Below are 25,691 nucleotides of genomic sequence, written 5' to 3'. Positions count from 1 at the left end.
GAGGCTATCGCAGCCAAGCGATAGCCGAATCTATTTATTACTGTTCTTCTAACATCTTTCTCAACTCTGCAGAACGTTCAGCTGCTTGCTGCATACATTCCTTCACAATCTTTTGAAAATCATGCGATGATAATGTATTCAGTCCAGCTTCAGTTGTGCCACCAGGACTTGTGATCTTTTCTCGTAATATCTTTGGGGAATCCTCGGATGTCTTCAACATCTCAGCTACACCTTGTAATGTCTGAATCATTAATGGTTTGGCTTGTTCAATCGATAGCCCCTTATCCTCAACAAACTGCTCGATCGCTTCAACCATATAGTAATAAAAGGCCGGGCCGCTTCCTGCAATCGCCGTATAGGCATCCATATCCGCTTCATTAATTACCGTCGTCGTTCCTATAGCCTGCATCAATGACTCGACTACCGCTAATTGTCCACTCGAAGCGCTAGTTCCTGCAGCAATCGTTGTGGCTGATTGTCCAATCGTCGCTGATGTATTTGGCATCACACGAATCACTGGATTTTGTTTTGGTAATTGACGTTCAATATATGTCGTTGAAATACCAGCGAGAATTGAAATGATGATTTGATCCTCACGTAGTTCACCCTTCACATCATCTAATGCTACTGTCACATCTTTTGGCTTCATCGCTAATATAACAATGTCACTTTCACGTAGTGCTTCTTCTTTGTTTTGTGTCGTTCGAATGTAATAATGGTTTTCTAATGTGTGCAAACGATCAAGATTCGATTGATTCGTAGCAATCACTTGATTCGCTGCTACGATTTGTTTTGAAGTTAAACCAGCAATAATGGCCTCTGCCATTGATCCTGCACCTAAAAAAGTAATGGTCTGATCCACAATATCGCTTCCTTTACGGTCATTTATTATTATTTTATCACAAATGATCTATTAAGAAAAAATAGGCAGGAGGTATTCAGTGTTCGGTGAATCAATAAATACATCTTATCAAATATCTCTCAATAACACTCATTTTTTGTGCCATGATGGATACATGAATTTTCAATGCAAATAGTTGATTTATTTTCCTCTGTTTGACTTATATATCGATTTTCAATGCAAACAGCCGATTCCTTTTCCTCTGTTTGACTCATATATCAGTTTTCAATGCAAACAGCCGATTCCTTTTCTCCTGTTTGACTTATATATCGATTTTCAATGCAAACAGTCCATTCCTTTTCTCCTGTTTGACTCATATATCAGTTTTCAATGCAAACAGCCGATTCACTCTCTTCTATTTGATACCATTCATTCTAAATCCAAATAAAAAAATCGTTATCCAAAATAACGATTTTTCCTATCTATAATCTCCAATTTTGTGTCTCATTTATGGCGGAGGAGGAGGGATTCGAACCCCCGCGGGCCGCAAAGCCCCTGGCGGTTTTCAAGACCGCTCCCTTCAGCCAGACTTGGGTACTCCTCCGTATTTGTTGACGACAAGTAATAATATAGCACAGCTAAACAAACACGTCAATAGTCAAAACGTCTATCACCAAAATTTTTTGACAATAGACGTTTGCTGATCCATTCATCTATGACGCAATCACCGTTTTTCCACCCATATAAGGAACGAGTACTTCTGGTACTTGAACGGTGCCATCCGCTTGTTGATAATGCTCAAGGATCGCTGCTACCGTTCGGCCAATGGCGAGACCTGATCCATTTAATGTATGGACAAATTCGGGTTTGCCTTTCTCTTCTCTGCGAAACTTAATCCCTGCTCGACGTGCTTGAAAGTCTTCAAAATTCGAACAAGATGAAATTTCTCGGTACGTATCATTGCTCGGCATCCATACTTCGATATCATATTTTTTCGCTGCCGTAAATCCGAGATCACCTGTACACATACTCATCACTCGGTAGGGTAGCTCTAGTAGCTGCAAGACTTTTTCAGCATGATTTGTTAATTCTTCTAACACATCATAAGAATCTTCTGGCTTCGTAAATTGAACGAGTTCAACTTTGTTAAATTGATGCTGACGGATCAATCCACGTGTATCACGTCCAGCTGAACCTGCTTCTGATCGGAATGAGGCACTAAATGCGGTATATTTTTTCGGCAAATCATTTACAGTTAAGATATCGTCTCGATAATAATTCGTCACAGGCACCTCAGCAGTCGGCACTAAGTAATACTCCCAGTCATCAATTTTAAAGGCATCCTCTGCAAACTTTGGCAATTGGCCTGTGCCTGTCATACTCATTCGATTCACGATGTATGGCGGGAGCATTTCCTCATAACCATGTTCATCAGCGTGTAAATCCATCATGAAATTCATCAAAGCACGTTCCAATCGCGCACCAAGACCTTTATAAAAGACAAAACGGCTACCAGTGACCTTTGCCGCTCGTTCAAAATCTAAAATATCTAGATCAGTTGCGATCTCCCAATGAGGTTTTTCATCAAATGAGAAAGAAGGGGTATCTCCCCACTGACGAACTTCTACATTATCATCTTCTGATTCACCAATTGGCGTAGATTCATGCGGGATATTAGGAATGGACAACATCAATTGTTCTAATTCTTCTTCTACTTGTTTCAATTCTTCATCAATGGATTTAATTCGATCGCCTACTTCTCTCATTTCCGCAATTGGCTCATCTGCATCTTTTTTCTCTTTTTTTAACTGAGAAATTTGTTTCGATACTTCATTCCGTTTGGCTTTAAGTTGTTCCGTTTCAGCAATTAATTCTCTACGTTTTGTATCTAGATCACCGAAACGATCCAAATCCGATAAATCTTCTCCACGGTGTGCTAACTTCGCCTTCACATCATCAAAGTTTTTCCGTAACATTTTCATATCAAGCATAACGTACTCCTCCTTCATTTATAATCATTGTATATCCATAAACAAAAAACTCCCATCCCTACATAAAAAGTAGGGACGAGAGTCTTCCCGCGATACCACCCTAGTTGAAGAATAATATTTTTCTTCCGGCTTAATTACAAGATAACGGCTTGCAAGACCGAGTATATCTACTACAAGATTCGATATACCACTCTAGGATGGATTCATCACGTCTTATACCGATTCGCACCAACCACCGGCTCTCTGTACATAAGATACGCAATTACTATTTCCTATCATTGTTTTATCCCTTTTATATTTTTCACCATATCAACAAAATATGCGGCCAAACGGTCATCATCGGTCAATTCTGGATGAAACGCACTACATAAGTAATGCCCTTGTTGAGCTGCAACAATTTTGTCTTGATACGTCGCCAAAATCTCTACGTCTGAACCAACTTGTGTAATATACGGTGCTCGAATAAATACGGCTTCAAAATCATCCGCCACACCTTGAATGGCTAAAGTTGCTTCAAATGATTCACGCTGACGACCAAATGCATTTCGCTCAACTGTCATATCCATTAATTCGAGATGAGCTTGATCTTGTCCCTCAATTTCCTTTGCCAATAAAATTAAACCAGCACAAGTACCGAATATAGGATAACCTTGCTCACCGAAATGACGTAGTGCCTCAAAAAAGTCATATTTATCAATCAAACGGCGCATCGTTGTACTTTCGCCACCGGGAATCACGAGTCCGTCGATATCTGCTAATTGATCCGTTCGTTTAATGACAACGGTCTCTGCACCTGTTGTTTCAATGGATCTTACGTGTTCTTGTATTGCACCTTGTAGACCTAAAACACCTATTCGTACCATTCTGCTATCTCCTCGCTCGTATTAAAAACTACGATCTTGCATCCGATCTTCTGGAGCAAGTGTACTCATCTCTAGTCCTTCCATAGCCGTTCCAATACCTTTGGAAATCTTCGAAATTAACTCGTAATCTTCATAATGAGTCGTTGCTTCTACAATTGACTTCGCAAAGTTTGCTGGATTGTCTGATTTGAAAATACCCGATCCGACAAATACACCATCTGCACCTAATTGCATCATTAATGCAGCATCAGCTGGCGTTGCTACACCACCGGCTGCAAAGTTAACAACAGGTAGACGGCCGCTCTCTCTGATTTGTAGTAACACTTCATATGGAGCACCAATATCTTTGGCATACGTCATCACTTCATCTTCAGACATATTCACTAGTTTGCGAACTTGTGCGTTAACTTCACGCATATGGCGAACAGCTTCAACGATATTACCTGTACCTGGTTCTCCTTTTGTACGTAACATGGATGCACCTTCACCAATACGTCTTGTCGCTTCTCCTAGATTACGGCAACCACAAACAAATGGCACCGTATATTCCTTCTTATTCAGATGATATTCTTCATCTGCTGGTGTTAACACTTCACTCTCATCAATATAATCTACACCCATTGATTCCAATACACGTGCTTCAACAATATGACCAATTCGTGCTTTTGCCATCACTGGGATAGAGACAGCATTCATCACTTCTTCAACAATTGTGGGATCAGCCATACGTGCTACACCACCAGCTGCTCGAATATCTGATGGAACACGTTCTAAAGCCATAACGGCAACGGCACCGGCCTCTTCAGCAATTTTGGCTTGTTCTGCATTAACGACGTCCATAATGACGCCACCTTTTTGCATCTCAGCCATTCCACGTTTTACACGATCTGTACCTACTTTGGACATAATTTGTTCCTCCTAAATGTTGATTGCTTATCTATTTCATTCATCGATTCTCTACTTTTCCCTTATTTATTATATAATACAGCAACCAAAAAGCCAAGCCAATAACTAGGAAAATGAGGGATTAGCTAAACCAACCTTGTACGGTATCAACAACCGTATGATAGACATTGCCAAAGAAATCGCCGATCGCTCCTAACATCAGCATAAACCAGTTCGATTTCTCGACTGCATTCGTTGCAACTACATCAACGCGTTGCTCTCCACCGATCCCTTCAATATAATCATTATTCGCGTCTCCCGTATATTCTAAAACAGCTTCGCCTACTTTTTCGCCTTCTTCAACAGGGGCCTCTAACGCTCCTTCTCCCGTTAAATTCTCCTCGTTGATCTCATAACGAAGTTGGTATAAATCTTTTTCTCCTTCTTTTATCATCGATTGTACACTCGTATTAGTGGCAATTTCGACTTCTGATTCTTTCCCCTTCGTCACAGGTAACGTCGATTCCTCTTCAATCTGATACCCTTTTGGAAATAGCTCTTCTGAAGTGAATTGACTAAAACCATAATCCATCAATTTCGCCGTTTCTTCAAAACGTTCTCCTTTACTGCCTGTTTTCATGACAACTGTAATCAACCGGCGATCGCCTTGCTTCGCTGTACCAGTAAAACAATAACCCGCTTCATCTGTATAACCTGTTTTCAGCCCATCAACGCCTTTATAGCCATACTGTACAAAGTTATTATCGTCCCACTCTGGTAGCATCCAATTTAAGTTTTGTAGCGGTTGATTGTCCAATTCAGAACGGGTTGTACTAGAGAAATCCAGCGCTTCTGGATAATCATTAATTAAGTGATAAGCAAGAAGTGCAGCAGAACGAGCGGATAGTAAATTATAGCCATTTGCTTCTGTGCCTTCTGGATAGTTCTCACCTAAATCTTCATTCGCTAGACCTGTAGAATTAACAAATTTATACTCAGGTAGTCCCATTTCCTTCGCTTTTTCATTCATCATTTGAACAAATTCTGCTTCCGATCCTGCAATTAACTCAGCCAATGCTATCGTTGTCGCATTATCGGATATGATTGACATGCCTTCATATAATTGTCGCACCGTATAGTCTTTGTCTTGTTTCAGTCCTATCCCTGAAAATGTACTATCAGCAGAGATACTGTATGCATAATCACTAATTTGTGTTGTTGTATCCCAGCTAATATCCCCGTTATTAATTGCTTCTAATACGAGGTATTCTGTCATCATTTTGGTCATACTTGCTGGTGGTAATTTTAAATCCGATTGTTTCTCATATAAAATTTTCCCTGTTTTCGCATCTACAATAATCGCTGATTCTGCATGAACAGATACAGATTCATTAGCTTGAACTTCAATGGATGAGAATGTGGTAAAACTTGCAAATATAAGTATCACTGCCATAACGAGTGATACAGTTTTTGTTATTAGATTTTTCACGTTTTCCTACCTCCGAATGTTTTATTTTCTCTATCTATTTTTATAAGAAACTCTTTTTATCACGACAGTATTTTACCACATCCGACATCTATAGAAAATGAGATTTTTGACACAGTTTGTAACCAAGCATTTGGTATTAGACAAATGGTTATCGTTGGATCGATTACATCTATTAAAAAGGAAGAAAATTCCTCAGTCTCTCTTGGTAAAGGGAAGAGAGATGAATTTTCTTCCGTTACATTTTTTATTATGTTACAGAATAATTCGGGGACTCTTTCGTAATTTGTACGTCGTGCGGGTGACTTTCACGTAATCCCGCTCCTGTCATACGAATGAACCGAGCATCATTGCGCAATGACGGAATTGTCGTTGTGCCACAATACCCCATTCCTGATCGTAAACCACCGATTAATTGGTGGATCGTATCCGCTATAGGCCCTTTATAGGCAACTCTACCTTCAATGCCTTCTGGTACTAATTTCTTCGCATCTTGCGAATCTTGGAAATAACGATCCTTCGAACCAGATTTCATGGAAGTAACAGAGCCCATCCCTCTATAAACCTTATATCGTCTACCTTGGAAAATCTCTGTTTCCCCTGGACTTTCGGTAACGCCCGCAAAAAGACTACCTAGCATTACAGCGTGTGCACCTGCTGCAATGGCTTTTGGTATATCTCCAGAAAATTTAATACCACCATCAGCAATAATAGGTAAACCATATTTATTTGCTTCTTCAGCACAATCATTCACAGCTGTAATTTGTGGAACACCTACACCTGCTACTACACGTGTAGTACAAATCGATCCAGGTCCGATACCAACTTTAATAATATTCGCCCCTGCTTCAATTAAAGCACGTGTTGCTTCAGCTGTTGCTACATTACCTGCTACGATATCAATGTCAGGATAGTTACTTCGTACATTTTGCACTTGTTCGACTACACCTTGTGAATGGCCATGCGCTGTATCAATAACTAATACATCAACACCTGCTTCAATGAGCTTTTCAATACGTACCATTGAATCTCCCGAAATACCAACAGCAGCACCAACTAATAGACGACCTTGTTGATCCTTTGCGGCATTTGGAAATTCAATGACTTTCTCAATATCTTTAATCGTAATTAACCCTTTTAATACATTATCGTCATTCACTAGTGGAAGTTTCTCAATCTTGTAGCGTTGCAGTATATCTCCCGCTTCTTCAAGCGTCGTACCTACTGGTGCTGTCACCAGGTTTTGGCTTGTCATAACATCTGAAATTTTAATGGAATAATCCTCAACAAATCGAAGGTCACGATTGGTCAAAATTCCTACTAAACGCTGATCTGTTTCATTATCCACAATAGGGACACCTGAAATATGAAATTTCCCCATGATATGTTCAGCATCAAATACTTGATGATCAGGTAATAGGAAAAATGGGTTCGTAATAACACCACTTTCAGAACGTTTTACACGGTCAACTTGCTCCGCTTGTTCTTCAATGGACATGTTTTTATGAATGACGCCTAAGCCGCCTTGACGAGCCATCGCAACGGCTAGATCTGCTTCAGTCACTGTGTCCATTCCAGCACTAATAAATGGTATACTTAATTGAATATTTTCCGAAAGCTTCGTACTAACTGATACATCTTTCGGTAAGATATTGGATTCTGCGGGCATGAGCAATACATCATCAAATGTTAAACCTTCTTTTGCAAATTTATCCTGTCGCAACACGGAAACCTCCTTATAAGTATATTCATTCTTGTTTTTACAAGTCTCTTATTTAACTATTGTTATTTACAATACGACATGTCCGAGCGTTTTTCAAGGCTTTTTTCTCGTTTTATTCGACCACCATCACAGACAAGATACGTCACTCCATCATGTAAGAGCTTACAAATAAATTTCGAACATTATGTATTACCACTTACTCGATAAAATAAAGTCGCCCGATTCGTCTTTTTCTGACGTTACGAGCGACTAGTAGAATATTAGTGCGTATCTATATCTTCAATAAAAACGGTCGGTTTATCTTTTAATGAAATAATTTCGTCATTCTCCATTAATCGTACCATTGGCCGAGTCGGATCATGTTCATCAATGAAAACGAGATAGCCTTTCTTTCCATTAGATAATTGGACTTGTGTACCAATCGTATAATTCATCAATGATTGGACGAATACTTGCAATACTTGATGGTCGAATTTGTAATGTTGTAACCGTAATAATTCTTCCATCACTTTAAAAGGCGATTGTTTTGGCCGGTAGAGACGTTCTGAAGTCATAGCATGATACGTGTCACTAACGGCAATGATTTTCGCAAAGAGATGAATTTTATCATCTCTTACTCCTAATGGATAACCACTTCCGTCTAAACGTTCGTGGTGTTCGAGAATCGCAATTTTCACATCTTTCGATAACGATGAAATATTCTCAATCATCTTATATGAATAAGTTGGATGTTTTTTTATTTCTTCATATTCCTCAATCGTTAACTGCGTCGTTTTATGAAATGGCGTCATTTGAATCTTCGCCATTCCACAATCAGAGAGCAAACCTGCTAGTCCTATTTGTATCCATTCTTTTTCATAACCAAGCTTCTGTGCGATATGAGCACTTATTAGTGCAACGGAAATACCATGATGATAGAAATAGTCCTCTTTATTCGAAAATCGATGTAACAAAAATAAATCTAAATGCACATCGTCTATCTTTTCGAATAATGGCATGATCATTTCCCGTACTTCATGCATAACGACTGGTGAGCCACTTTGCCATTTGGTAAATATTTGCTTGTATTGCTTTACCGCTTGAATATAAAGTGTTTCAAATGGAAGCGTCATTGTATACTTGGCTTCATCTTCGTCCTGCGTTTCTGTGATTTTCTGTGGTTCAAACCTCTCTCCATTGTCCAACATATCCGATACAACTACGGATTCAATACCAAAATGCAAGAGCACCTGCATATGCTTTTGATCGATGACTGTTTGACGAGGTATAATAGGATGATTGGTTTTACCATATACTGCATCTTTTAGGACGCAACCTGATACGAGTTGTTTTGGATGTACCTGCATTTTGATCTCACCCTTCATTTTTCTAGTTTTATACGGAATCTCTTTAATCTCTATAGTATTGAAAAATGAAGGATTTGACTAGCTCTTTGACTCTGCCTCTATCTCTTCTTCGTCTTCTGTTTCTTCGGGATCTACTTTGGCAACTGTCGCAACTTTTTCCCCTTCTTGCAATCGAATGAGTCGAACGCCTTGTGTATTTCGTCCTGTAGTAGAAATCCCCTCTACTTGCATGCGAATTAATACACCGGATATTGTCATGATCATAATATCTTCTTCTTCAGAAACGGTCTTAACTGCAACAACTTCACCTGTTTTTTCTGTAATATGACAAGTGACAATTCCTTTACCACCACGGTTAGTAATACGGTAATCCTCAATCGGCGTCCGCTTTCCATAACCATTGTCAGTAACGTTTAAGACATATTCTCCTTCTTCAACAATTTCCATTGAGACGACTTCATCATTGTCTCGCAAAGAGATTCCTTTTACACCTGCTGCCGTTCTTCCCATGGTTCGAATTTGTTCTTCTTCGAAACGAATGACATAACCATACTTCGTTCCAATTAACATATCCTTCGTGCCATCTGTTAAGCGAACGGAAATTAATTCATCATTTTCTCTTAAATTCAGTGCGATAAGTCCACCTTTTCGAATGTTAGCAAACTGAATCAGTGACGTTCGTTTCGAAATACCATACTTCGTCGTAAACACTAAATTCCAGTCCTCATGATACTCTTGAACAGATATAACCGCGTTAATCCATTCGCCCTGTTCTATCTCTAACATATTAATGATCGGTATACCTTTTGCTGTTCGATTAAACTCCGGCACTTCATAACCTTTGGCTCTGTAGACCTTTCCTTTATTGGAAAAGAATAATACGGTATCGTGTGTGGAACAAGAGACTAAATGTTCAATAAAGTCATCTTCATTGGTCCCCATTCCTTGAATTCCTCGACCACCACGACGTTGCGCGCGATAAGTGGACGCTGGCAATCGTTTAATATAACCTTGATGCGTTAAAGTAATTACGATATTTTCTTCTGGTATCAAATCTTCATCTTCAATAAAATCAATTCCACCACTGACAATTTCCGTTTTTCGTTCATCAGAGAAACGGTCTTTAATTTCCGTTAATTCTTCACGAATGATATCTAGAATTTTTTCATCATCCGCTAAAATGGCTCTTAACTCATCAATTAATTCTTTGATTTGTTTATATTCATCTTCTATTTTTTCACGCTCTAAACCTGTTAATCGTTGCAAACGCATGTCTAATATCGCTTGAGACTGCTTTTCACTTAATTCAAAGCGTTGCATCAACCCGTCACGAGCAATATCCGTTGTTTGAGATTCACGTATTAACGTAATAATCTCATCAATATGGTCCAGTGCCACTCGTAAACCTTCCAAAATATGCGCGCGTGCTTCTGCCTTATCAAGTTCATATTGTGTTCGGCGTGTAATGATTACTTTTTGATGCTCTAAATAGTGTTCCAGACATTGCTTTAAATTCAATACTTTTGGTTGTCCATCAACTAATGCCAACATGTTGATACCAAAAGATGTTTGTAATGCCGTTTGTTTATACAAATTGTTTAAGACCACATTAGGATTGGCATCTTTTCGTAATTCAATGACAATCCGCATGCCATTTCGATCCGACTCATCACGGAGATCTGTAATTCCATCAATCCGTTTATCTCTCGCTAATTCGGCTATTTTTTCAACCAACTTTGCTTTATTGACTTGATAAGGCAATTCCGTGACTAGAATCGAATTTTTACCATTTGCATGTTCTTCAATCTCGGTTTTGGATCGAATCGTAATGGAACCTTTCCCTGTTTCATATGCCTTTTTAATCCCGCTACGACCGAGAATTTGCCCAGATGTAGGAAAATCAGGCCCTGGAATGTACTCGTTCATCAATTCAGAAATGCTTATTTCAGGATTTCGACTAATCGCTAAAATGGCATCAATCGTTTCTCCCAAATGGTGAGGAGGTATATTAGTCGCCATACCAACTGCGATCCCTGCAGCACCGTTCACTAATAAATTGGGGAAACGAGATGGCAACACATTCGGTTCTTTTTCTGATCCATCATAATTTTCCATGTAATCAATCGTATTTTTATTAATGTCACGAACCATTTCCATTGATATTTTGGACATTCTAGCTTCCGTATAACGCATCGCTGCTGCGGGGTCACCATCAACTGAACCAAAGTTTCCGTGTCCATCGACAAGCATATATCGGAAACTAAAGTCTTGTGCCATACGTACCATCGCTTCATAAACAGCTGAGTCGCCGTGTGGATGGTATTTACCGATGACATCACCTACAATACGTGCTGATTTTTTATATGGTTTATCGGCATGCATTCCTTGATCATTGAGTGCATATAATATTCTTCGGTGAACAGGCTTTAAACCGTCACGAACATCAGGTAATGCACGTGCCACAATGACACTCATAGCATAATCTAAAAAAGATGCACGCATTTCTTGACCTATATTTACTTCTTGAACATGTGGACGTTGTTGATCCACCATAGCTACGACCTCCTATTCCTATCAGGGAGAAACTGTATCCATTAAATATCTAAGTTTTTGACATAAACAGCGTTGTCTTGAATGAAATTACGTCTTGGCTCTACTTTGTCGCCCATTAACATATCAAAAATCTGATCAGCTTCCATTGCATCCTTAAGATTTACTTGTAGTAATGTTCTCGCATCTGGATCCATTGTTGTCTCCCATAATTGCGTGGCATTCATTTCACCAAGCCCTTTATACCGTTGCAATCCTGGTTTCGGTTGAGATGGTAATTCTTCAAGTAACCGTTCCATTTCTTTATCATTGTATGTGTAATACACCGCTTTGCCTTGTTTAATTTGATACAACGGTGGCTGAGCGATATATACATACCCATGTTCAATCAATGGTCGCATATAACGATAGAAAAAGGTGAGTAATAACGTACGAATATGAGCCCCATCTACATCAGCATCCGTCATAATCACAATTTTTTGATAACGAGATTTGGTAATATCAAATTCTTCACCGATTCCTGTACCTAAAGCTGTAATCATCATTCGAATTTCATTATTCGATAAAATTTTATCGAGTCTAGCTTTCTCCACATTAATAATTTTTCCCCGCAAAGGTAATATCGCTTGAAAATGGCGGTCCCGTCCTTGTTTGGCCGATCCACCAGCTGAGTCACCTTCCACAATGTAGAGTTCACTAATGGATGCATCTCTTGAGGAACAATCCGCTAATTTTCCAGGTAAGTTAGATACTTCAAGCGCACCTTTTCGACGTGTTAATTCACGGGCCTTTTTTGCTGCCATTCGCGCTCGAGAAGCCATAATCCCTTTGTCAACAATGACACGGGCGGTATTTGGGTTTTCGAATAAGAATTTCGAAAACAATTCGCTAAATGCCGCATCGGTAACTGTACGTGCTTCACTGTTCCCTAATTTTGTCTTCGTCTGCCCTTCAAATTGCGGGTCAGGGTGCTTGACCGATATGATCGCGGTTAAGCCCTCTCTTACATCGTCACCAGTAAGATTCGGATCATTTTCTTTAAACAGTTGATTTTTCCGTGCATAATCATTAATCACTCGAGTAAGTGCTGTTTTAAATCCGGATTCATGTGTTCCGCCTTCATGGGTACTAATGTTATTTGCAAAAGAATAAATATTGCTAGTAAATCCATCATTGTATTGTAGTGCTACTTCTACTTGGATCTCTTCCTCCGACTTTTCCGCATAAAACGGTTCATGTAATACTTCTTTGTTTTGGTTTATATGCTCAACGTATGAACCGATGCCGCCTTCATAATAAAAGGAATCGCGTTCACCATCTTCTATGCGTTTATCTTGAATCGCTATCGTTAATCCCCGGTTTAAAAACGCTAGCTCTCGTAATCGTGTCGCTAACGTATCATAATCGAACTCTGTTGTTTCAGTAAAAATGTCACGATCTGGCTTAAATCGGATCCGTGTGCCTGTAATTTCTGTATCACCGATCATTTTTAAATCATTATTCGGTATTCCTTTATGGAAACTTACGTGATGAATTTCGCCGTCCCGATGCACATAAACGTCCATTTCACTCGATAGCGCGTTTACAACGGAGGCACCTACACCATGTAGTCCACCAGAAACCTTATAACCACCTCCGCCAAATTTACCACCTGCGTGCAAAACGGTCATAATAACTTCAACGGCTGGTTTACCTGTCTTTTCATGATTACTAACGGGAATGCCTCGTCCATTATCCATAACCGATATACTGTTGTCTGGTTCAATACATACTTCAATATGATCACAATACCCAGCAAGTGCTTCATCAATACTGTTATCAACAATTTCCCAAACTAAATGATGCAAGCCTCTTTCATTTGTTGAGCCAATATACATACCAGGTCGTTTTCTTACAGCTTCAAGACCTTCAAGCACCTGTATCTGCCTGCGTCATATTCTTGTTCCATTGAAAGCTTGTCTTCCATTGACATTCGATTCACCTACAATTCTTATTTAGTAATGAACAAATGGAATGAGCATTTATTCTTCTTCATTCGTTTCTGAATAATCTTCAAGCTTACTAATCGTAGAAATCATGCTCGCTCGTTTTTTCAACGTTAATACCGAAAGCGGACTGTAATAAATATAATTTGATGTGACAACAATCGCTTTGGTTTGTTGCTCATTGGTAACAATCGCTTTTTCCTTCTTTCTCATATCGGTCACCATTTCTTCATTAATCGTTGAAGAGGAAGCTAACTGATAATCAATGATGGCTATGACTTCTTGCGACTGTATAACATGGTCGTCTCCAATATGAATAAACATTCTATCCCCACTTTATCAATTCGTGATTTGACCATTTTCAACGCGAAAGATTTCCGCTTTATCCAGTGTTCGATGATCAATCCCATCAACACTTGTTGTTGTGACAAATGTTTGTACTTTTCCTTCAATGGTGTCGAGTAAATGAGACTGTCGATGATCATCTAATTCACTTAAAACATCATCCAATAATAAAATTGGATACTCACCAACTTCTTGATAAATTAACTCTATTTCTGCTAGCTTCAAAGACAATGCCGTTGTACGTTGTTGTCCTTGAGAGCCAAATGTTTGTACATTTTGTTGATTGACGTAAAAATATAAATCATCTCGATGCGGACCAATTAATGTAGTGCCACGATCAATTTCTCTTTGTTCCATCCGTTCAAAATGGGTTTGAAATATTGTTACTATTTTTTCCTGTTTTGTATCCTCTAATACATCAATCGTTGGTTGATATTGGATATCTAATTGTTCTTTCCCTCTGCTGATGCTACTATGAATGTCTTGTGCCCATTTCCTTAAAGACTTCAAAAATACAAATCTCTTTTGCAAAATGACAACTGCATGTTCAATTAATTGTTCGGTTAAGACACGAAGCATCGTACGATCGGTTTGCCCGTTTCGTTGTAAATCTTTTAACAAATGATTTCGCTGCTTTAAAATTTTAATATATTGGCCGAGGTGATACATATAGACAGGTTGAATTTGACCAATCTCCATATCGATGAAACGTCGTCTTATTTGAGGACTTCCTTTAACTAAAGTGAGATCCTCAGGAGCAAACATCACAATATTTAAAGCACCAATATAGTCACTCAGTTTTCGTTGCTCAAGGTGATTTAACTTTGCCTTTTTCCCTTTGTTTGACAGACTAATTTCTAAGGGAAATGATTGTTTACGTTTTGAGATCTTCCCCTCTATTTTAGCATAATTTTCATTCCATTGAATCAGCTCTTTGTCTTTCGTTGTACGATGTGATTTGGAAAAAGCAAGTACATAAATGGCTTCCATAACGTTCGTTTTTCCTTGTGCGTTTTCACCAATAATTACATTGACTTTGTCATCAAATCGGATGGTTAAATGCTGATAATTGCGAAAATGGGTGAGATCTAATTGTTGGATATGCATAATACGTCCCTTTCACTACGACTCGCCCGTCGGAGAGCTCGTCACAATAAATGTACCAATGTCATCTAATTCGACGACATCCCCTGGATATAATTTCCTTCCGCGACGCGTTTCTAACTCATTATTGACATAAACGCCATTTTCTTTTAAAAACATTTTAATCATACCGCCTGATTCCAAAATATTCGCTAGTTTTAGGAATTGGCCGAGTGGAATGTAATCCGTATTAATTTCAATTTCTTCTCGCATTTTATCACCTTCTTTTTGACAGAAGAACAATCGTAACATACATATAAACAAACTTGTCCCTTCTATCCATTTTACTAAATATTTAACGATAAGAAAAGTGAACCTATAAAGTGATATTTTTTTCATCAAGGGAAAACGCTGTATAGAACCATATGAAGAGGTGTTTTATTTTAGAATGAAGGGTGAGTTTGATGTTAAGAAAGAGGAATGCTTGACCCTCTTTCTTAAAATGTTCGAACGGGTAGTATGAGTTGCAATAATTGATCGTGATCTGTCGGTTTTATAATAAATGGTCTCATAGCACCAGTGAATTCGATTTTGACTTGCTCTGTATCCATAATTTTCAATGCATCGATCATATATTTTGAACTGAAAGAAATTTTTAATTCTTCACCATCTATTTGATTGATCGTTACATCTTCCTCAACTTTACCAATTTCAGGTGAATTACTTGTAACTTCTATCGTTTTATCATCTATTGTTTGCAATTGAATTACATTATTATGATTTTCTCTTGCTAATAAAGATGCTCGATCTACCGCTTGTAACAAGTTCTTTGTCTGTGCATAGATAATTGTCTTACTTTCTTCTGGAATTAATCTTGAAGTTTCTGGATATTTCCCATCTAATAATCGAGATAAGAAGAATAAATGCTCCGTTTGGAAAATAATTTGATTGTCCGTTACGCTAATTTGAATCGTTTCATCGGTTTCATCTAAGATTTTGTTTAATTCGTTTAAGCTTTTACCTGGAATAACAATTTGTTCAAACGGAAATTTTTCTTGATCAATGGATAATGGTAATTTACTTGCCGCTAAACGATGGCTATCCGTTGCAATAAAATGTAATTCATTATTTTCAACTTTTAGATTAACTCCCGTTAGAATAGGGCGTGTTTCTGATGTTGAAACAGCAAAAACTGTCTGTTTAATCATATGTTTCAATAAATTAATCGGTAGTTCAAATGTAGAATCAGTTTGAATTTTCGGTAATTGTGGGTATTCTTCTGCATCTTGTCCATTCAAATCAAATTCCGAATTACCTGAACGAATCGTTACTTGCAATTGTTCATCGACTTCAATTTCAACTGTCTCTGAAGGTAATTTGCGAATAATATCTGGAAAGTAACTCGCGTGAACAATAATTTCTCCTGGAATTAATTCATCAATATATTGAATGCCTTCTTCTTCTTTAGGAATAAACGATTCAATCGTGATATCTGAATTACTGCCCGTTAATGTAACGCCTTCGTGATCTGCTTGTATTTTTAACCCAGCTAAAATAGGAATAGCTGTTTTTGATGAAATAGCTTTAGTGACATTTTGAATGCTATTGATCAATTTATCTTGGTTGATAACAATTTTCATAAAAAATCCTCCTTGAGGAAGCATATTTATATTTATTATTAATATAATACCGTAGTAATCGTAATAGGGCTTGTGATTATGTGGATAACTCGCAATCATAGCGTAAACCGTAACTTATCCAGATGTGGAAAAGTTGTTTATAAACTTGTTACCTTTATCCACAATGTTAACAAGCAGTAGTTATTAAATTGATTTGATTTGCTCTCTTAGTTCTTCGATTTCTTTACTTAAAAGTTGATCTTCACTCATTGTTTTTGTAATTTTTTCGTGCGCGTGGATCACTGTCGTATGATCTCGTCCCCCAAATTCTTCCCCAATTTTAGGCAAGGAATAATCGGTTAATTCTCTAGCTAAGTACATGGCAATTTGGCGTGGAAAAGCAATCGACTTGGTACGTTTTTTGGCTGCAAACTCTTCTAGTTTTACATTATATTTCTTCCCGACTGCTTCTTGTATATGTTGTATGGTGATTACTTTCGGTTGTGAAGCAGGAATAATATCTTTTAATGCCTCGGCAGCTAGGGATGCATCGATATCTTGATTAATTAATGAAGAATAAGCAACCACACGAATTAAAGCCCCTTCGAGTTCGCGAATATTGGTGTCAATTTGATTGGCAATATACAACATGACTTCATTTGGAATATCGAGCCCTTCTGCTTTTGCTTTTTTACGTAGTATAGCGATTCTTGTTTCCAAATCTGGTGGCGTAATATCCGTAATTAATCCCCATTCAAATCGAGAACGTAAACGATCTTCCAGTGTAGGAATTTCTTTTGGCGGACGATCACTTGAAATTACGATTTGTTTATTTTCTTCATGTAAGGTATTGAACGTATGAAAAAATTCTTCTTGTGTTTGTTCTTTTCCAGCTAAAAACTGAATATCATCTATTAATAGCACATCAACATTGCGATACTTATTGCGGAAGTTCACAGCCTTGTTATCTCGAATGGAATTAATAAATTCATTTGTAAATTTCTCTGATGATAAATAGACAACTTTTGCTTCAGGGCTATGCTCAAGCACATAATGACCGATCGCGTGCATTAAGTGTGTTTTTCCAAGTCCAACTCCTCCGTAGATAAATAGGGGATTATAAGCTTTAGCAGGAGCTTCGGCAACAGCAAGTGATGCGGCATGTGCAAATCGATTTCCTGAACCAATAACGAATGTTTCAAACGTGTATTTATCGTTTAACATGGACTTTGGTGATGTATTTGATTGTTGCTGGTTTGTTCGCTCATGCTTTTTTTGATTGTTTTTTTCCTCATCAATGGGTTGTTCAACCTCTGGAATCACAAATTTCACTTGTAATTTCGCACCCGTCAAATCGTACAAAGCTTCTGAGATAATGTTTGTATATCGTGATTCTAACCAGTCACGTGTAAATTCATTGGGTGTAGAAATCACAATGGCATCTTCTTGAATTTCATTGACTACCGTATTTTTTAGCCAAGTATCATAGCTCGGTTTACTGACCTTTTGTTTTATAATTTCTAACGTATTGGCCCATAATTCTTCAATGTTTTCCAAAGTTTGTCCCTCCTTTCTAAATGGTAAAAGGTATGTATATCCTTATGATGTAAGGAAATTGGTTAGATGTGCTTGTGGATACATAAAAGGCGTGAAAAAAGCGGAAAACTAACATTTTAAGTTTTCCACATTTATGTGTGTAAGTAACTAACAAGCTTGTGTATAATTGTCCACATTTTATCCACAATATGTGGACAAAAAGATGTTATGTATTCATTTTTCACAGATGAAAACACAACTATGATACCAAATTTATTCGGTGATTGCAATATTTTTAGTATACTATCCACAATATAGACAAGGTGTGACTGTTTTCTGTCCACAAGAGTGAGTTTTGTGAATGAATTGTCGATAAACAGTTGAAAAAGTCGAACCAATGTATGGTTTTATCCACATAAACGTTGTTATATATCAGATCTGTTATATAACATGTGCGTCATCATGGGTGGTTAATTGATGAGCAAGGTGAAGTACAAATGGAAGGCATGAAAGGTTGTTGACAGCGTAAGGTAAATCCACGTATAATGAACGAGACTGTCTAAAGACTGTAGATAATTGTTTCCTCAGGGAGGTGCTGATAGAATGAAACGTACATTTCAACCAAATAATCGTAAACGTAAAAAAGTACATGGATTCCGTGCACGGATGAGCACAAAGAATGGACGCAAAGTGATTGCTCGCCGTCGTAAAAAAGGAAGAAAAGTATTATCTGCCTAGACCACTGGTACACAGTGGTCTTTTCATGTGGTAGGTGGAAGTAGGTTTATTTAAGTAATGGGGGCGCACGATAATGAAAAAGGCTTATCGAATTAAAAAGAATAAAGAATTTCAATCTGTCTTTACTAAGGGCGCTTCTTTTGCAAATCGACAATTAGTTATATACTATTTACATAAAGATGATCAAAAGCATTTTCGTGTTGGACTATCTGTCAGTAAAAGAATTGGCAATGCAGTAAAACGGAATCAAATCAAACGGTATCTAAGACAAGCATTTTTGGAGTTAGAGCCGACCATTCATTCCAATTATGATATCGTTATTATTGCTAGAAAGCCGACAAAAGATATGAACTTCCATCAAATAAAAAAAAGCCTACAACATTTACTGTATAAAACACAACTTCAGAAACAATAACAATTTATATAAATTATGATTTTTAGTAGAATCAATCAATGGTTCAGTGGTAAAATGATAAACGATGAAGAGATGGTCGAGTTAAGGAGGATGTTTGATGCGAAAGAAGCTCCTGTTTTTTATTGGGATGATTGGAGTCATTTTGCTCTCAGGGTGTACGCAAATTGACGAACCGATAACTGAAGACAGTACAGGTATTTGGAATACATGGTTTGTTAGACCGCTCTCGCAATTAATATTGTGGGTCGCGCGGTTATTTGATGCAGAATTTGGTTATGGGTTAGCTATTGTCATCGTAACGATTTTAATTCGTTTAGTATTATTGCCATTAAATATTAAACAATTAAAAAGTTCTAAAGCGATGCAAGAGATTCAACCAGAATTACAAAAAATTAGAGAAAAATATAGTTCAAAGGATCAACAAACGCAACAAAAGTTACAGCAAGAAACGATGCAGTTGTTCCAAGAAAATGGTGTAAATCCACTTGCTGGGTGTTTGCCAATTATTGTACAAATGCCTATTTTAATTGCGTTTTATCACGCCATTATGCGTACGGAAGAGTTAGAATCGCATTGGTTCTTATGGTTTAAATTGAGTGAGCCGGATCCATATTATATTTTGCCGATATTAACAGCTGCGTTCACGTTCTTACAGCAGAAATTAATGATGGCAGGAACAACATCACAACAAAATTCAATGATGCCGCAAATGACGATGATGCTTTATATTATGCCAATTATGATTGGGGTGTTTGCATTCTTCTTCCCATCGGCATTGGCGCTTTACTGGGTAGTAGGTAACCTATTTATGGTACTCCAAACGTTATTGATTAAAAATCCAATGATGAAAAAGAATAGTACTACTACGGGAGGAGAAGGATCGTGAGAACAGTAACTGCTACTGGGCAAACAGTGGACGAAGCGGTCCAATCAGCATTACAGCAGTTAAACATCACAGAGGACCAAGCCGTTGTTGACGTAATTGATGAGGGGAAGAGAGGCATTTTTGGTTTATTTGGATCGAAATTAGCTATTGTTAAAGTGACGCAAGAAGATGATCCGATTGAGAAAGCAAAAGTTTATTTAAAAAACATGATCGATCAATTTGATATCAATGTTCACATCGATACATCCGTAGAGGGAAATGTCATCACATTTTCTGTTTCAGGTGAAGATATTGCCGTGTTAATTGGGAAAAGAGGCCAAACGTTAAATGCGATGCAATATTTAACCCAATTGGCATTGCAAAGTTATGCTCATACTCATTATACAGTCATGCTGGATGCGGAAGGATATCGCCATCGAAGGAAAGAGACTTTGATCCAATTGGCCCATCGCTTAGCCGATCGATCTATACAAAGCAATCGTAAAGTGATGTTAGATCCGATGCCTTCTTTTGAACGAAAAATTATTCATACGGCTTTGCAAGATGAGTCACATGTGATGACAAATTCAGACGGCGTAGAACCGAATCGCTACGTCGTCATCCAACCGAAATCATAAAGTATGTATAATAAGCTCTTTGTAATCAAACGAACCTTACCTGATAAAACAGGTAAGGTTCGTTTTTTGATGGTGTAAGCGTCCTTTGAGCGAAAAATCGATAGAATCACGTTATTGTATAAAGGTTTAATATTATTTATGTAGAAACGAGGTTAAAGATATTCACATGTGGATAATTTCTTTTATGAGTTTAAAAATATCACATGTGGATATCTTTCTTTTTTTATGATATTCTAATAAGTTAGTGACTATTTAAAAAATGCAAATGAAGAATAAATGAGAAATATGGTATATGGAGGTGAGAGAATGGAGAACGAAAAAGATACAATTGCAGCGATATCGACACCGATTGGTGAAGGTGCGATTGCGATTGTTCGTTTGAGTGGGGACGAAGCAGTTTCAATTGCCAACCAAGTGTTTCATGGAGCAGATCATTTAGAATCTGTCGACACACATACGATCCATTACGGAAAAATTGTGGAACCGATCAATCAGCAAACCATTGAGGAAGTAATGGTAACAGTGATGCGAGCACCTAAGACATTTACAAAAGAAGATGTCGTTGAAATTAATTGTCATGGTGGCTTAGCTTCCGTGAATCGATTGTTAGAATTGGTATTATCGCGTGGTGCTCGTTTAGCTGAACCTGGAGAATTTACGAAACGAGCTTTCCTTAATGGCCGGATAGATTTATCGCAAGCGGAAGCAGTGATGGACTTAATACGTTCAAAAACGGATAAAGCAATGGATATTGCCATGAATCAGCTTGATGGGAAATTATCGAAGTTCGTTAATCAGTTAAGGCAAGAATTAATTGAAACGGTCGCCCATGTCGAAGTAAATATTGATTACCCTGAATACGATGATGTTGAAGAGATGAGTCACGATTTGCTAAAAGAACGAACCAAATATGTTTCAAATGAAGTTGAACGCTTATTACAAATGTCCAGACAAGGAAAAATACTGCGTGAAGGAATTGCAACAGCGATTATCGGGCGACCCAATGTAGGGAAATCGTCACTTTTAAACTCCTTAGTCCAAGAAACAAAAGCAATTGTTACCGACATTCCAGGTACAACAAGAGATGTGATTGAAGAATACGTAAATATTCGCGGTATCCCTTTACGATTGGTCGATACAGCTGGTATACGAGAAACCGAAGATATCGTTGAACAAATGGGTGTGGAAAGATCGCATCAAGCATTAAAACAATCTGATCTCGTATTACTTGTGTTAAACTATGGTGAGTCGTTAAGTGAAGAAGATCGGAAATTGTTTGAAGCGGTTGAAGGTTTAGAATATATTGTTATTGTGAATAAAACGGATTTAGAAGGAAAACTAGATATAGAAGAAGTGAAACGTCTGGCAGGAGAACAAAAGGTCATCACAACGACGTTAATTGAGGATGAAGGCATTAAAGAATTAGAAGAAGCCATTGCGGATACCTTTTTTGAAGGAGAGATTGAATCTGGTGATCTAACCTATATTTCAAATGTTCGCCACATCCAATTATTAGAGGACACGTTAAAAGCTCTAGCCGATGCAAGACAGGCGATTGATGAAGATATGCCAATTGATCTTGTACAAATTGACGTGACGAGAGCATGGGAACTGTTAGGTGAAATTGTAGGCGATACATTACAAGATAGTCTGATTGATCAATTGTTCTCTCAATTCTGCTTAGGTAAGTAAAGATTGTAAAGTGAGTAAATTTGAAGAAAAGGAGAATCAGCTATGACAACTTATGAAGCTGGTCAATATGATGTCATCGTCATCGGAGCTGGTCATGCTGGCGTTGAAGCAGCTCATGCAGCGGCTCAACGCGGTGCTAAAACATTAATGTTAACATTGAATCTTGATATGATCGCTTTTATGCCTTGTAATCCGTCTATAGGGGGACCGGCAAAAGGGATTGTCGTTCGAGAAGTCGATGCATTAGGCGGACTGATGGGAAAAGTGATTGATAAAACGTATATCCAAATGCGGATGTTAAATACACGAAAAGGTCCGGCTGTACGTGCGTTGCGAGCGCAAGCAGATAAACCATTGTATATTCAAGAAATGAAGCGAATCATGGAAAATACGCCGAATCTTACGTTAAGACAAGGAATGGTTGAGCGTTTACTAATCGAAGATGGTGAATGCAAAGGCGTAATTACGGAAACGAAAGCAATCTACCGAGCCCAATCGGTCATTGTTACGACAGGTACGTTTATGCGTGGTCGTGTGATTATCGGAGATTTATCATACGAAAGCGGACCAAACAATCAGCGAGCGAGTGTAAAACTATCTGAACACTTAGAAGAACTAGGTTTTGACTTAGTTCGTTTTAAGACTGGGACGCCACCAAGGGTAAATAACCATACAGTAGACTACAGTCAAGCTGAAGAACAGCCAGGGGATGAGAATCCGCAACACTTCTCTTATGAAACGACAGAGCAAATCATTGATCAAATTCCTTGTTGGTTAACGTATACCAATGAGCATACGCATAAAGTGATTAATGATAATTTAGGCCTGTCAGCCATGTATTCAGGAATGGTGAAGGGAACAGGTCCAAGATATTGCCCGTCCATTGAAGATAAAATTGTCCGTTTCCATGACAAACCACGTCATCAAATTTTCTTAGAACCAGAAGGGCGCAATACAGACGAAGTATATGTGCAAGGCCTTTCTACATCTTTACCAGAATACGTACAACATGAAATTTTACAGAGCATACCTGGATTGGAAAAAGCAGAGATTATGCGTGCGGGGTATGCGATTGAATATGATGCTGTTGTACCAACACAATTATGGCCAACCCTTGAAGTGAAAGATATTGATGGTTTGTTTACTGCAGGTCAGATAAATGGTACAAGCGGCTACGAGGAAGCTGCTGGACAAGGCATTATGGCTGGGATGAACGCAGCAGCAAAAGCATTAGATTTGGATCCATTAATACTTGATCGTTCACAAGCTTATATTGGTGTTTTGATTGACGATTTAGTCACCAAAGGGACAAATGAACCATATCGTCTGTTGACATCAAGGGCAGAGTATCGTTTGTTATTAAGACATGATAATGCTGATTTACGTTTAACCGATATTGGTTATCAAATGGGTATGATTGATGAACAGCGTTATGAACGTTTCCGATATAAGAAGCAATTAATCGATGAAGAAAAGAAACGTTTGCAAAAAACACAACTAAAACCGACAGAAGAGCTACAAGCATACATTGAATCAGCAGGTGGATCTCGGTTGAAAGATGGTGTGAAGGCATATGATTTACTCAAACGACCAGAATTGAATTACGATGTCATTGAACAAGTAGCACCGGTTGAGCAAGAACTACCAGCAGAAGTGAAAGAACAAGTCGAAATCCAAATTAAATATGAAGGCTACATCGCAAAATCAAATCAACAAGTTGAACGTATGAGAAAGATGGAAGTAAAACGAATACCAGATAACATTGATTATGATGCCATTCATGGATTAGCAAATGAAGCAAAAGAAAAATTAAAACAAGTTCGCCCATTAAATGTGGCACAAGCTTCGCGTATTTCAGGAGTCAATCCAGCAGATGTTTCGATCTTGTTAGTTTACATTGAGCAAGGCAATGTCGCTAAAGTGGCGAATGACTAAACAGTAAAAAAGGAGGCCGAGCTGATGGATATCAGCACCTTCAGACACAAATTAGAGGAAAAAGGAATTGTGCTATCTGATCATCAGGTAGCACAATTTGAACAATATTACGAAACATTAATTGAGTGGAATCAAAAGATGAATTTAACCGGTATTACTGATAAGAAAGAAGTATACTTGAAACATTTTTATGATTCCATTACCGCATCAATGTATATTCCATTGGACCAACCATTACGCGTCTGTGATGTAGGAGCAGGCGCAGGATTCCCTAGTATTCCGTTGAAAATTTGTTATCCGTCTTTACAGGTGACGATTGTTGATTCATTGAATAAGCGCATTCATTTTTTAAATCATTTAGCATCAACATTACAATTGGATGACGTTGCTTTTTACCATAATCGAGCGGAGTTATTTGGTCAAGATGATGCATTTCGAGGCCAATTTGATATTGTGATGGCTAGAGCAGTTGCGCATCTGTCTGTATTAAGCGAATTGTGTTTACCGTTAGTACGAACAAATGGTTACTTCATTGCAATGAAAGGGGCCAACGTCAACGAAGAAGTGAATCAAGCACAGTCAGCATTAGAAATTCTTGGAGGAAATATTAAAACTGTTGAACATTTGAATCTGCCAGAAAACGGTGGTGAAAGAAATATTGTAATCATGAAAAAAAAGAAAAAATCCCCGAAAAAATATCCTAGAAAACCGGGGAAACCTAACAAACAACCGTTATAATGGTTGAAGTTTTCTATAATTTAACCGATTTGTTTTCGCATATTTTTATATTTGTGATAGAATAAGAGATAGAGAGATTCTTTATGTTTCACGTGAAACAATATATGTCTAATCGCTTCGAAAGACTTGCTTACGATCGCCGAACAAGCAAGTTTTCTCCTTTTGTAACTGAAGTTAGACATCCATACATAACAAATAAACAGATAGATTTTTATTATAGGACAAGTAGATAAGGTGGTGTTTATTCATGTTACACCCGTTTGGCAAGTTGTTCGGCTTAAGTGATAAACCAGAAGAAGATGAGCAGGTAAATGTTGATACGAATGATTTATCTGATGAAGTGGTTTATCTTTCAATCCATGCAATTGAGGCAAACCGTTATCAGCCTCGGTCCATTTTTAGTGAAGAAAAAATTGA

21 protein-coding genes, 1 tRNA gene and 1 other annotated feature are annotated in these 25,691 nt (G+C 38.0%); of the genes, 7 read left to right on the top strand and 15 right to left on the bottom strand.

Annotated features, from left to right (window positions below):
• Positions 1 to 37: 37 nt before the first annotated feature.
• The 15 genes from proC to dnaA all read right to left on the bottom strand — a co-directional run bounded on the left by proC (position 38) and on the right by dnaA (position 18,274).
• The gene (gene proC / locus J416_RS00125; RefSeq protein WP_420805415.1) at positions 38 to 865 is read right to left on the bottom strand and encodes a pyrroline-5-carboxylate reductase; all 828 of its coding nucleotides are present in this window, start codon (positions 863 to 865) and stop codon (positions 38 to 40) included.
• A gap of 487 nt (positions 866 to 1,352) precedes the next feature.
• A tRNA-Ser gene (locus J416_RS00120) sits at positions 1,353 to 1,445 on the bottom strand.
• 109 nt (positions 1,446 to 1,554) lie between these two features.
• Positions 1,555 to 2,832, bottom strand: a complete 1,278-nt coding sequence (serS, locus tag J416_RS00115; protein WP_003462425.1) for a serine--tRNA ligase — start codon at positions 2,830 to 2,832, stop codon at positions 1,555 to 1,557.
• 68 nt (positions 2,833 to 2,900) lie between these two features.
• Positions 2,901 to 3,120 (bottom strand) — a binding site (T-box leader).
• Positions 3,108 to 3,695 (bottom strand): pyridoxal 5'-phosphate synthase glutaminase subunit PdxT, encoded by a 588-nt coding sequence (pdxT, locus tag J416_RS00110; RefSeq protein WP_003462420.1) that lies wholly within the window; start codon positions 3,693 to 3,695, stop codon positions 3,108 to 3,110. Its footprint overlaps the feature before it by 13 nt.
• 21 nt (positions 3,696 to 3,716) lie before the next feature.
• Positions 3,717 to 4,601 (bottom strand): pyridoxal 5'-phosphate synthase lyase subunit PdxS, encoded by an 885-nt coding sequence (gene pdxS, locus J416_RS00105; protein ID WP_003462417.1) that lies wholly within the window; start codon positions 4,599 to 4,601, stop codon positions 3,717 to 3,719.
• 121 nt (positions 4,602 to 4,722) lie between these two features.
• Complete coding sequence (locus J416_RS00100) at positions 4,723 to 6,069, bottom strand: D-alanyl-D-alanine carboxypeptidase family protein (RefSeq protein ID WP_003462415.1); 1,347 nt, start codon at positions 6,067 to 6,069, stop codon at positions 4,723 to 4,725.
• A 247-nt stretch (positions 6,070 to 6,316) separates the two neighbouring features.
• Positions 6,317 to 7,789 carry an IMP dehydrogenase gene (guaB, locus tag J416_RS00095; protein WP_003462411.1) on the bottom strand — a complete coding sequence of 491 codons (1,473 nt, stop codon included), beginning with the start codon at positions 7,787 to 7,789 and terminating at the stop codon, positions 6,317 to 6,319.
• 260 nt (positions 7,790 to 8,049) lie between these two features.
• A complete protein-coding gene (locus J416_RS00090) occupies positions 8,050 to 9,135 on the bottom strand; it encodes an HD-GYP domain-containing protein (protein WP_003462409.1) in 1,086 nt (361 codons plus the stop codon).
• Positions 9,136 to 9,213: 78 nt separating this feature from the next.
• Positions 9,214 to 11,688: a DNA gyrase subunit A gene (gyrA, locus tag J416_RS00085; protein WP_003462407.1), complete on the bottom strand. Its 2,475-nt coding sequence runs from the start codon at positions 11,686 to 11,688 to the stop codon at positions 9,214 to 9,216.
• Positions 11,689 to 11,729: 41 nt separating this feature from the next.
• Positions 11,730 to 13,607, bottom strand: coding sequence for a DNA topoisomerase (ATP-hydrolyzing) subunit B (gyrB, locus tag J416_RS00080; protein WP_156809466.1), 1,878 nt, complete (start codon positions 13,605 to 13,607; stop codon positions 11,730 to 11,732).
• Positions 13,608 to 13,706: 99 nt separating this feature from the next.
• Positions 13,707 to 13,994 (bottom strand): extracellular matrix regulator RemB, encoded by a 288-nt coding sequence (gene remB, locus J416_RS00075; protein ID WP_003462403.1) that lies wholly within the window; start codon positions 13,992 to 13,994, stop codon positions 13,707 to 13,709.
• A 15-nt stretch (positions 13,995 to 14,009) separates the two neighbouring features.
• Positions 14,010 to 15,122, bottom strand: coding sequence for a DNA replication/repair protein RecF (recF, locus tag J416_RS00070; protein ID WP_003462402.1), 1,113 nt, complete (start codon positions 15,120 to 15,122; stop codon positions 14,010 to 14,012).
• A gap of 15 nt (positions 15,123 to 15,137) precedes the next feature.
• The gene (yaaA, locus tag J416_RS00065; RefSeq protein WP_003462400.1) at positions 15,138 to 15,371 is read right to left on the bottom strand and encodes a S4 domain-containing protein YaaA; all 234 of its coding nucleotides are present in this window, start codon (positions 15,369 to 15,371) and stop codon (positions 15,138 to 15,140) included.
• 224 nt (positions 15,372 to 15,595) lie between these two features.
• Entirely contained in the window at positions 15,596 to 16,738 is a 1,143-nt protein-coding gene (gene dnaN, locus J416_RS00060) for a DNA polymerase III subunit beta (RefSeq protein ID WP_003462398.1), read from the bottom strand.
• A 183-nt stretch (positions 16,739 to 16,921) separates the two neighbouring features.
• Positions 16,922 to 18,274, bottom strand: a complete 1,353-nt coding sequence (gene dnaA / locus J416_RS00055; protein WP_003462396.1) for a chromosomal replication initiator protein DnaA — start codon at positions 18,272 to 18,274, stop codon at positions 16,922 to 16,924.
• 582 nt (positions 18,275 to 18,856) lie between these two features.
• On the opposite strand from dnaA, the gene rpmH reads away from it, so the two are divergent.
• The 7 genes from rpmH (at position 18,857) to rsmG (ending at position 25,274) form a co-directional block, all read left to right on the top strand.
• Positions 18,857 to 18,991 carry a 50S ribosomal protein L34 gene (gene rpmH, locus J416_RS00050; RefSeq protein ID WP_003462393.1) on the top strand — a complete coding sequence of 45 codons (135 nt, stop codon included), beginning with the start codon at positions 18,857 to 18,859 and terminating at the stop codon, positions 18,989 to 18,991.
• 73 nt (positions 18,992 to 19,064) lie between these two features.
• Positions 19,065 to 19,406 (top strand): ribonuclease P protein component, encoded by a 342-nt coding sequence (rnpA, locus tag J416_RS00045; RefSeq protein ID WP_003462391.1) that lies wholly within the window; start codon positions 19,065 to 19,067, stop codon positions 19,404 to 19,406.
• Positions 19,407 to 19,503: 97 nt separating this feature from the next.
• Positions 19,504 to 20,292: a YidC family membrane integrase SpoIIIJ gene (gene spoIIIJ, locus J416_RS00040; protein WP_003462389.1), complete on the top strand. Its 789-nt coding sequence runs from the start codon at positions 19,504 to 19,506 to the stop codon at positions 20,290 to 20,292.
• Complete coding sequence (gene jag / locus J416_RS00035) at positions 20,289 to 20,909, top strand: RNA-binding cell elongation regulator Jag/EloR (RefSeq protein WP_003462387.1); 621 nt, start codon at positions 20,289 to 20,291, stop codon at positions 20,907 to 20,909. Before spoIIIJ ends, jag begins: the two co-directional genes overlap by 4 nt.
• Before the next feature lie 306 nt (positions 20,910 to 21,215).
• Positions 21,216 to 22,601, top strand: coding sequence for a tRNA uridine-5-carboxymethylaminomethyl(34) synthesis GTPase MnmE (gene mnmE / locus J416_RS00030; protein ID WP_003462385.1), 1,386 nt, complete (start codon positions 21,216 to 21,218; stop codon positions 22,599 to 22,601).
• 42 nt (positions 22,602 to 22,643) lie between these two features.
• Positions 22,644 to 24,536: a tRNA uridine-5-carboxymethylaminomethyl(34) synthesis enzyme MnmG gene (gene mnmG, locus J416_RS00025; protein WP_003462383.1), complete on the top strand. Its 1,893-nt coding sequence runs from the start codon at positions 22,644 to 22,646 to the stop codon at positions 24,534 to 24,536.
• 24 nt (positions 24,537 to 24,560) lie between these two features.
• Positions 24,561 to 25,274, top strand: coding sequence for a 16S rRNA (guanine(527)-N(7))-methyltransferase RsmG (gene rsmG, locus J416_RS00020; RefSeq protein ID WP_003462380.1), 714 nt, complete (start codon positions 24,561 to 24,563; stop codon positions 25,272 to 25,274).
• Positions 25,275 to 25,691: the final 417 nt, after the last annotated feature.

Origin of the sequence: Gracilibacillus halophilus YIM-C55.5, assembly GCF_000359605.1 — a bacterium.
GTDB lineage: Bacteria > Bacillota > Bacilli > Bacillales > Amphibacillaceae > Gracilibacillus > Gracilibacillus halophilus.
This window is presented reverse-complemented; position numbering and strand designations above follow the sequence as displayed.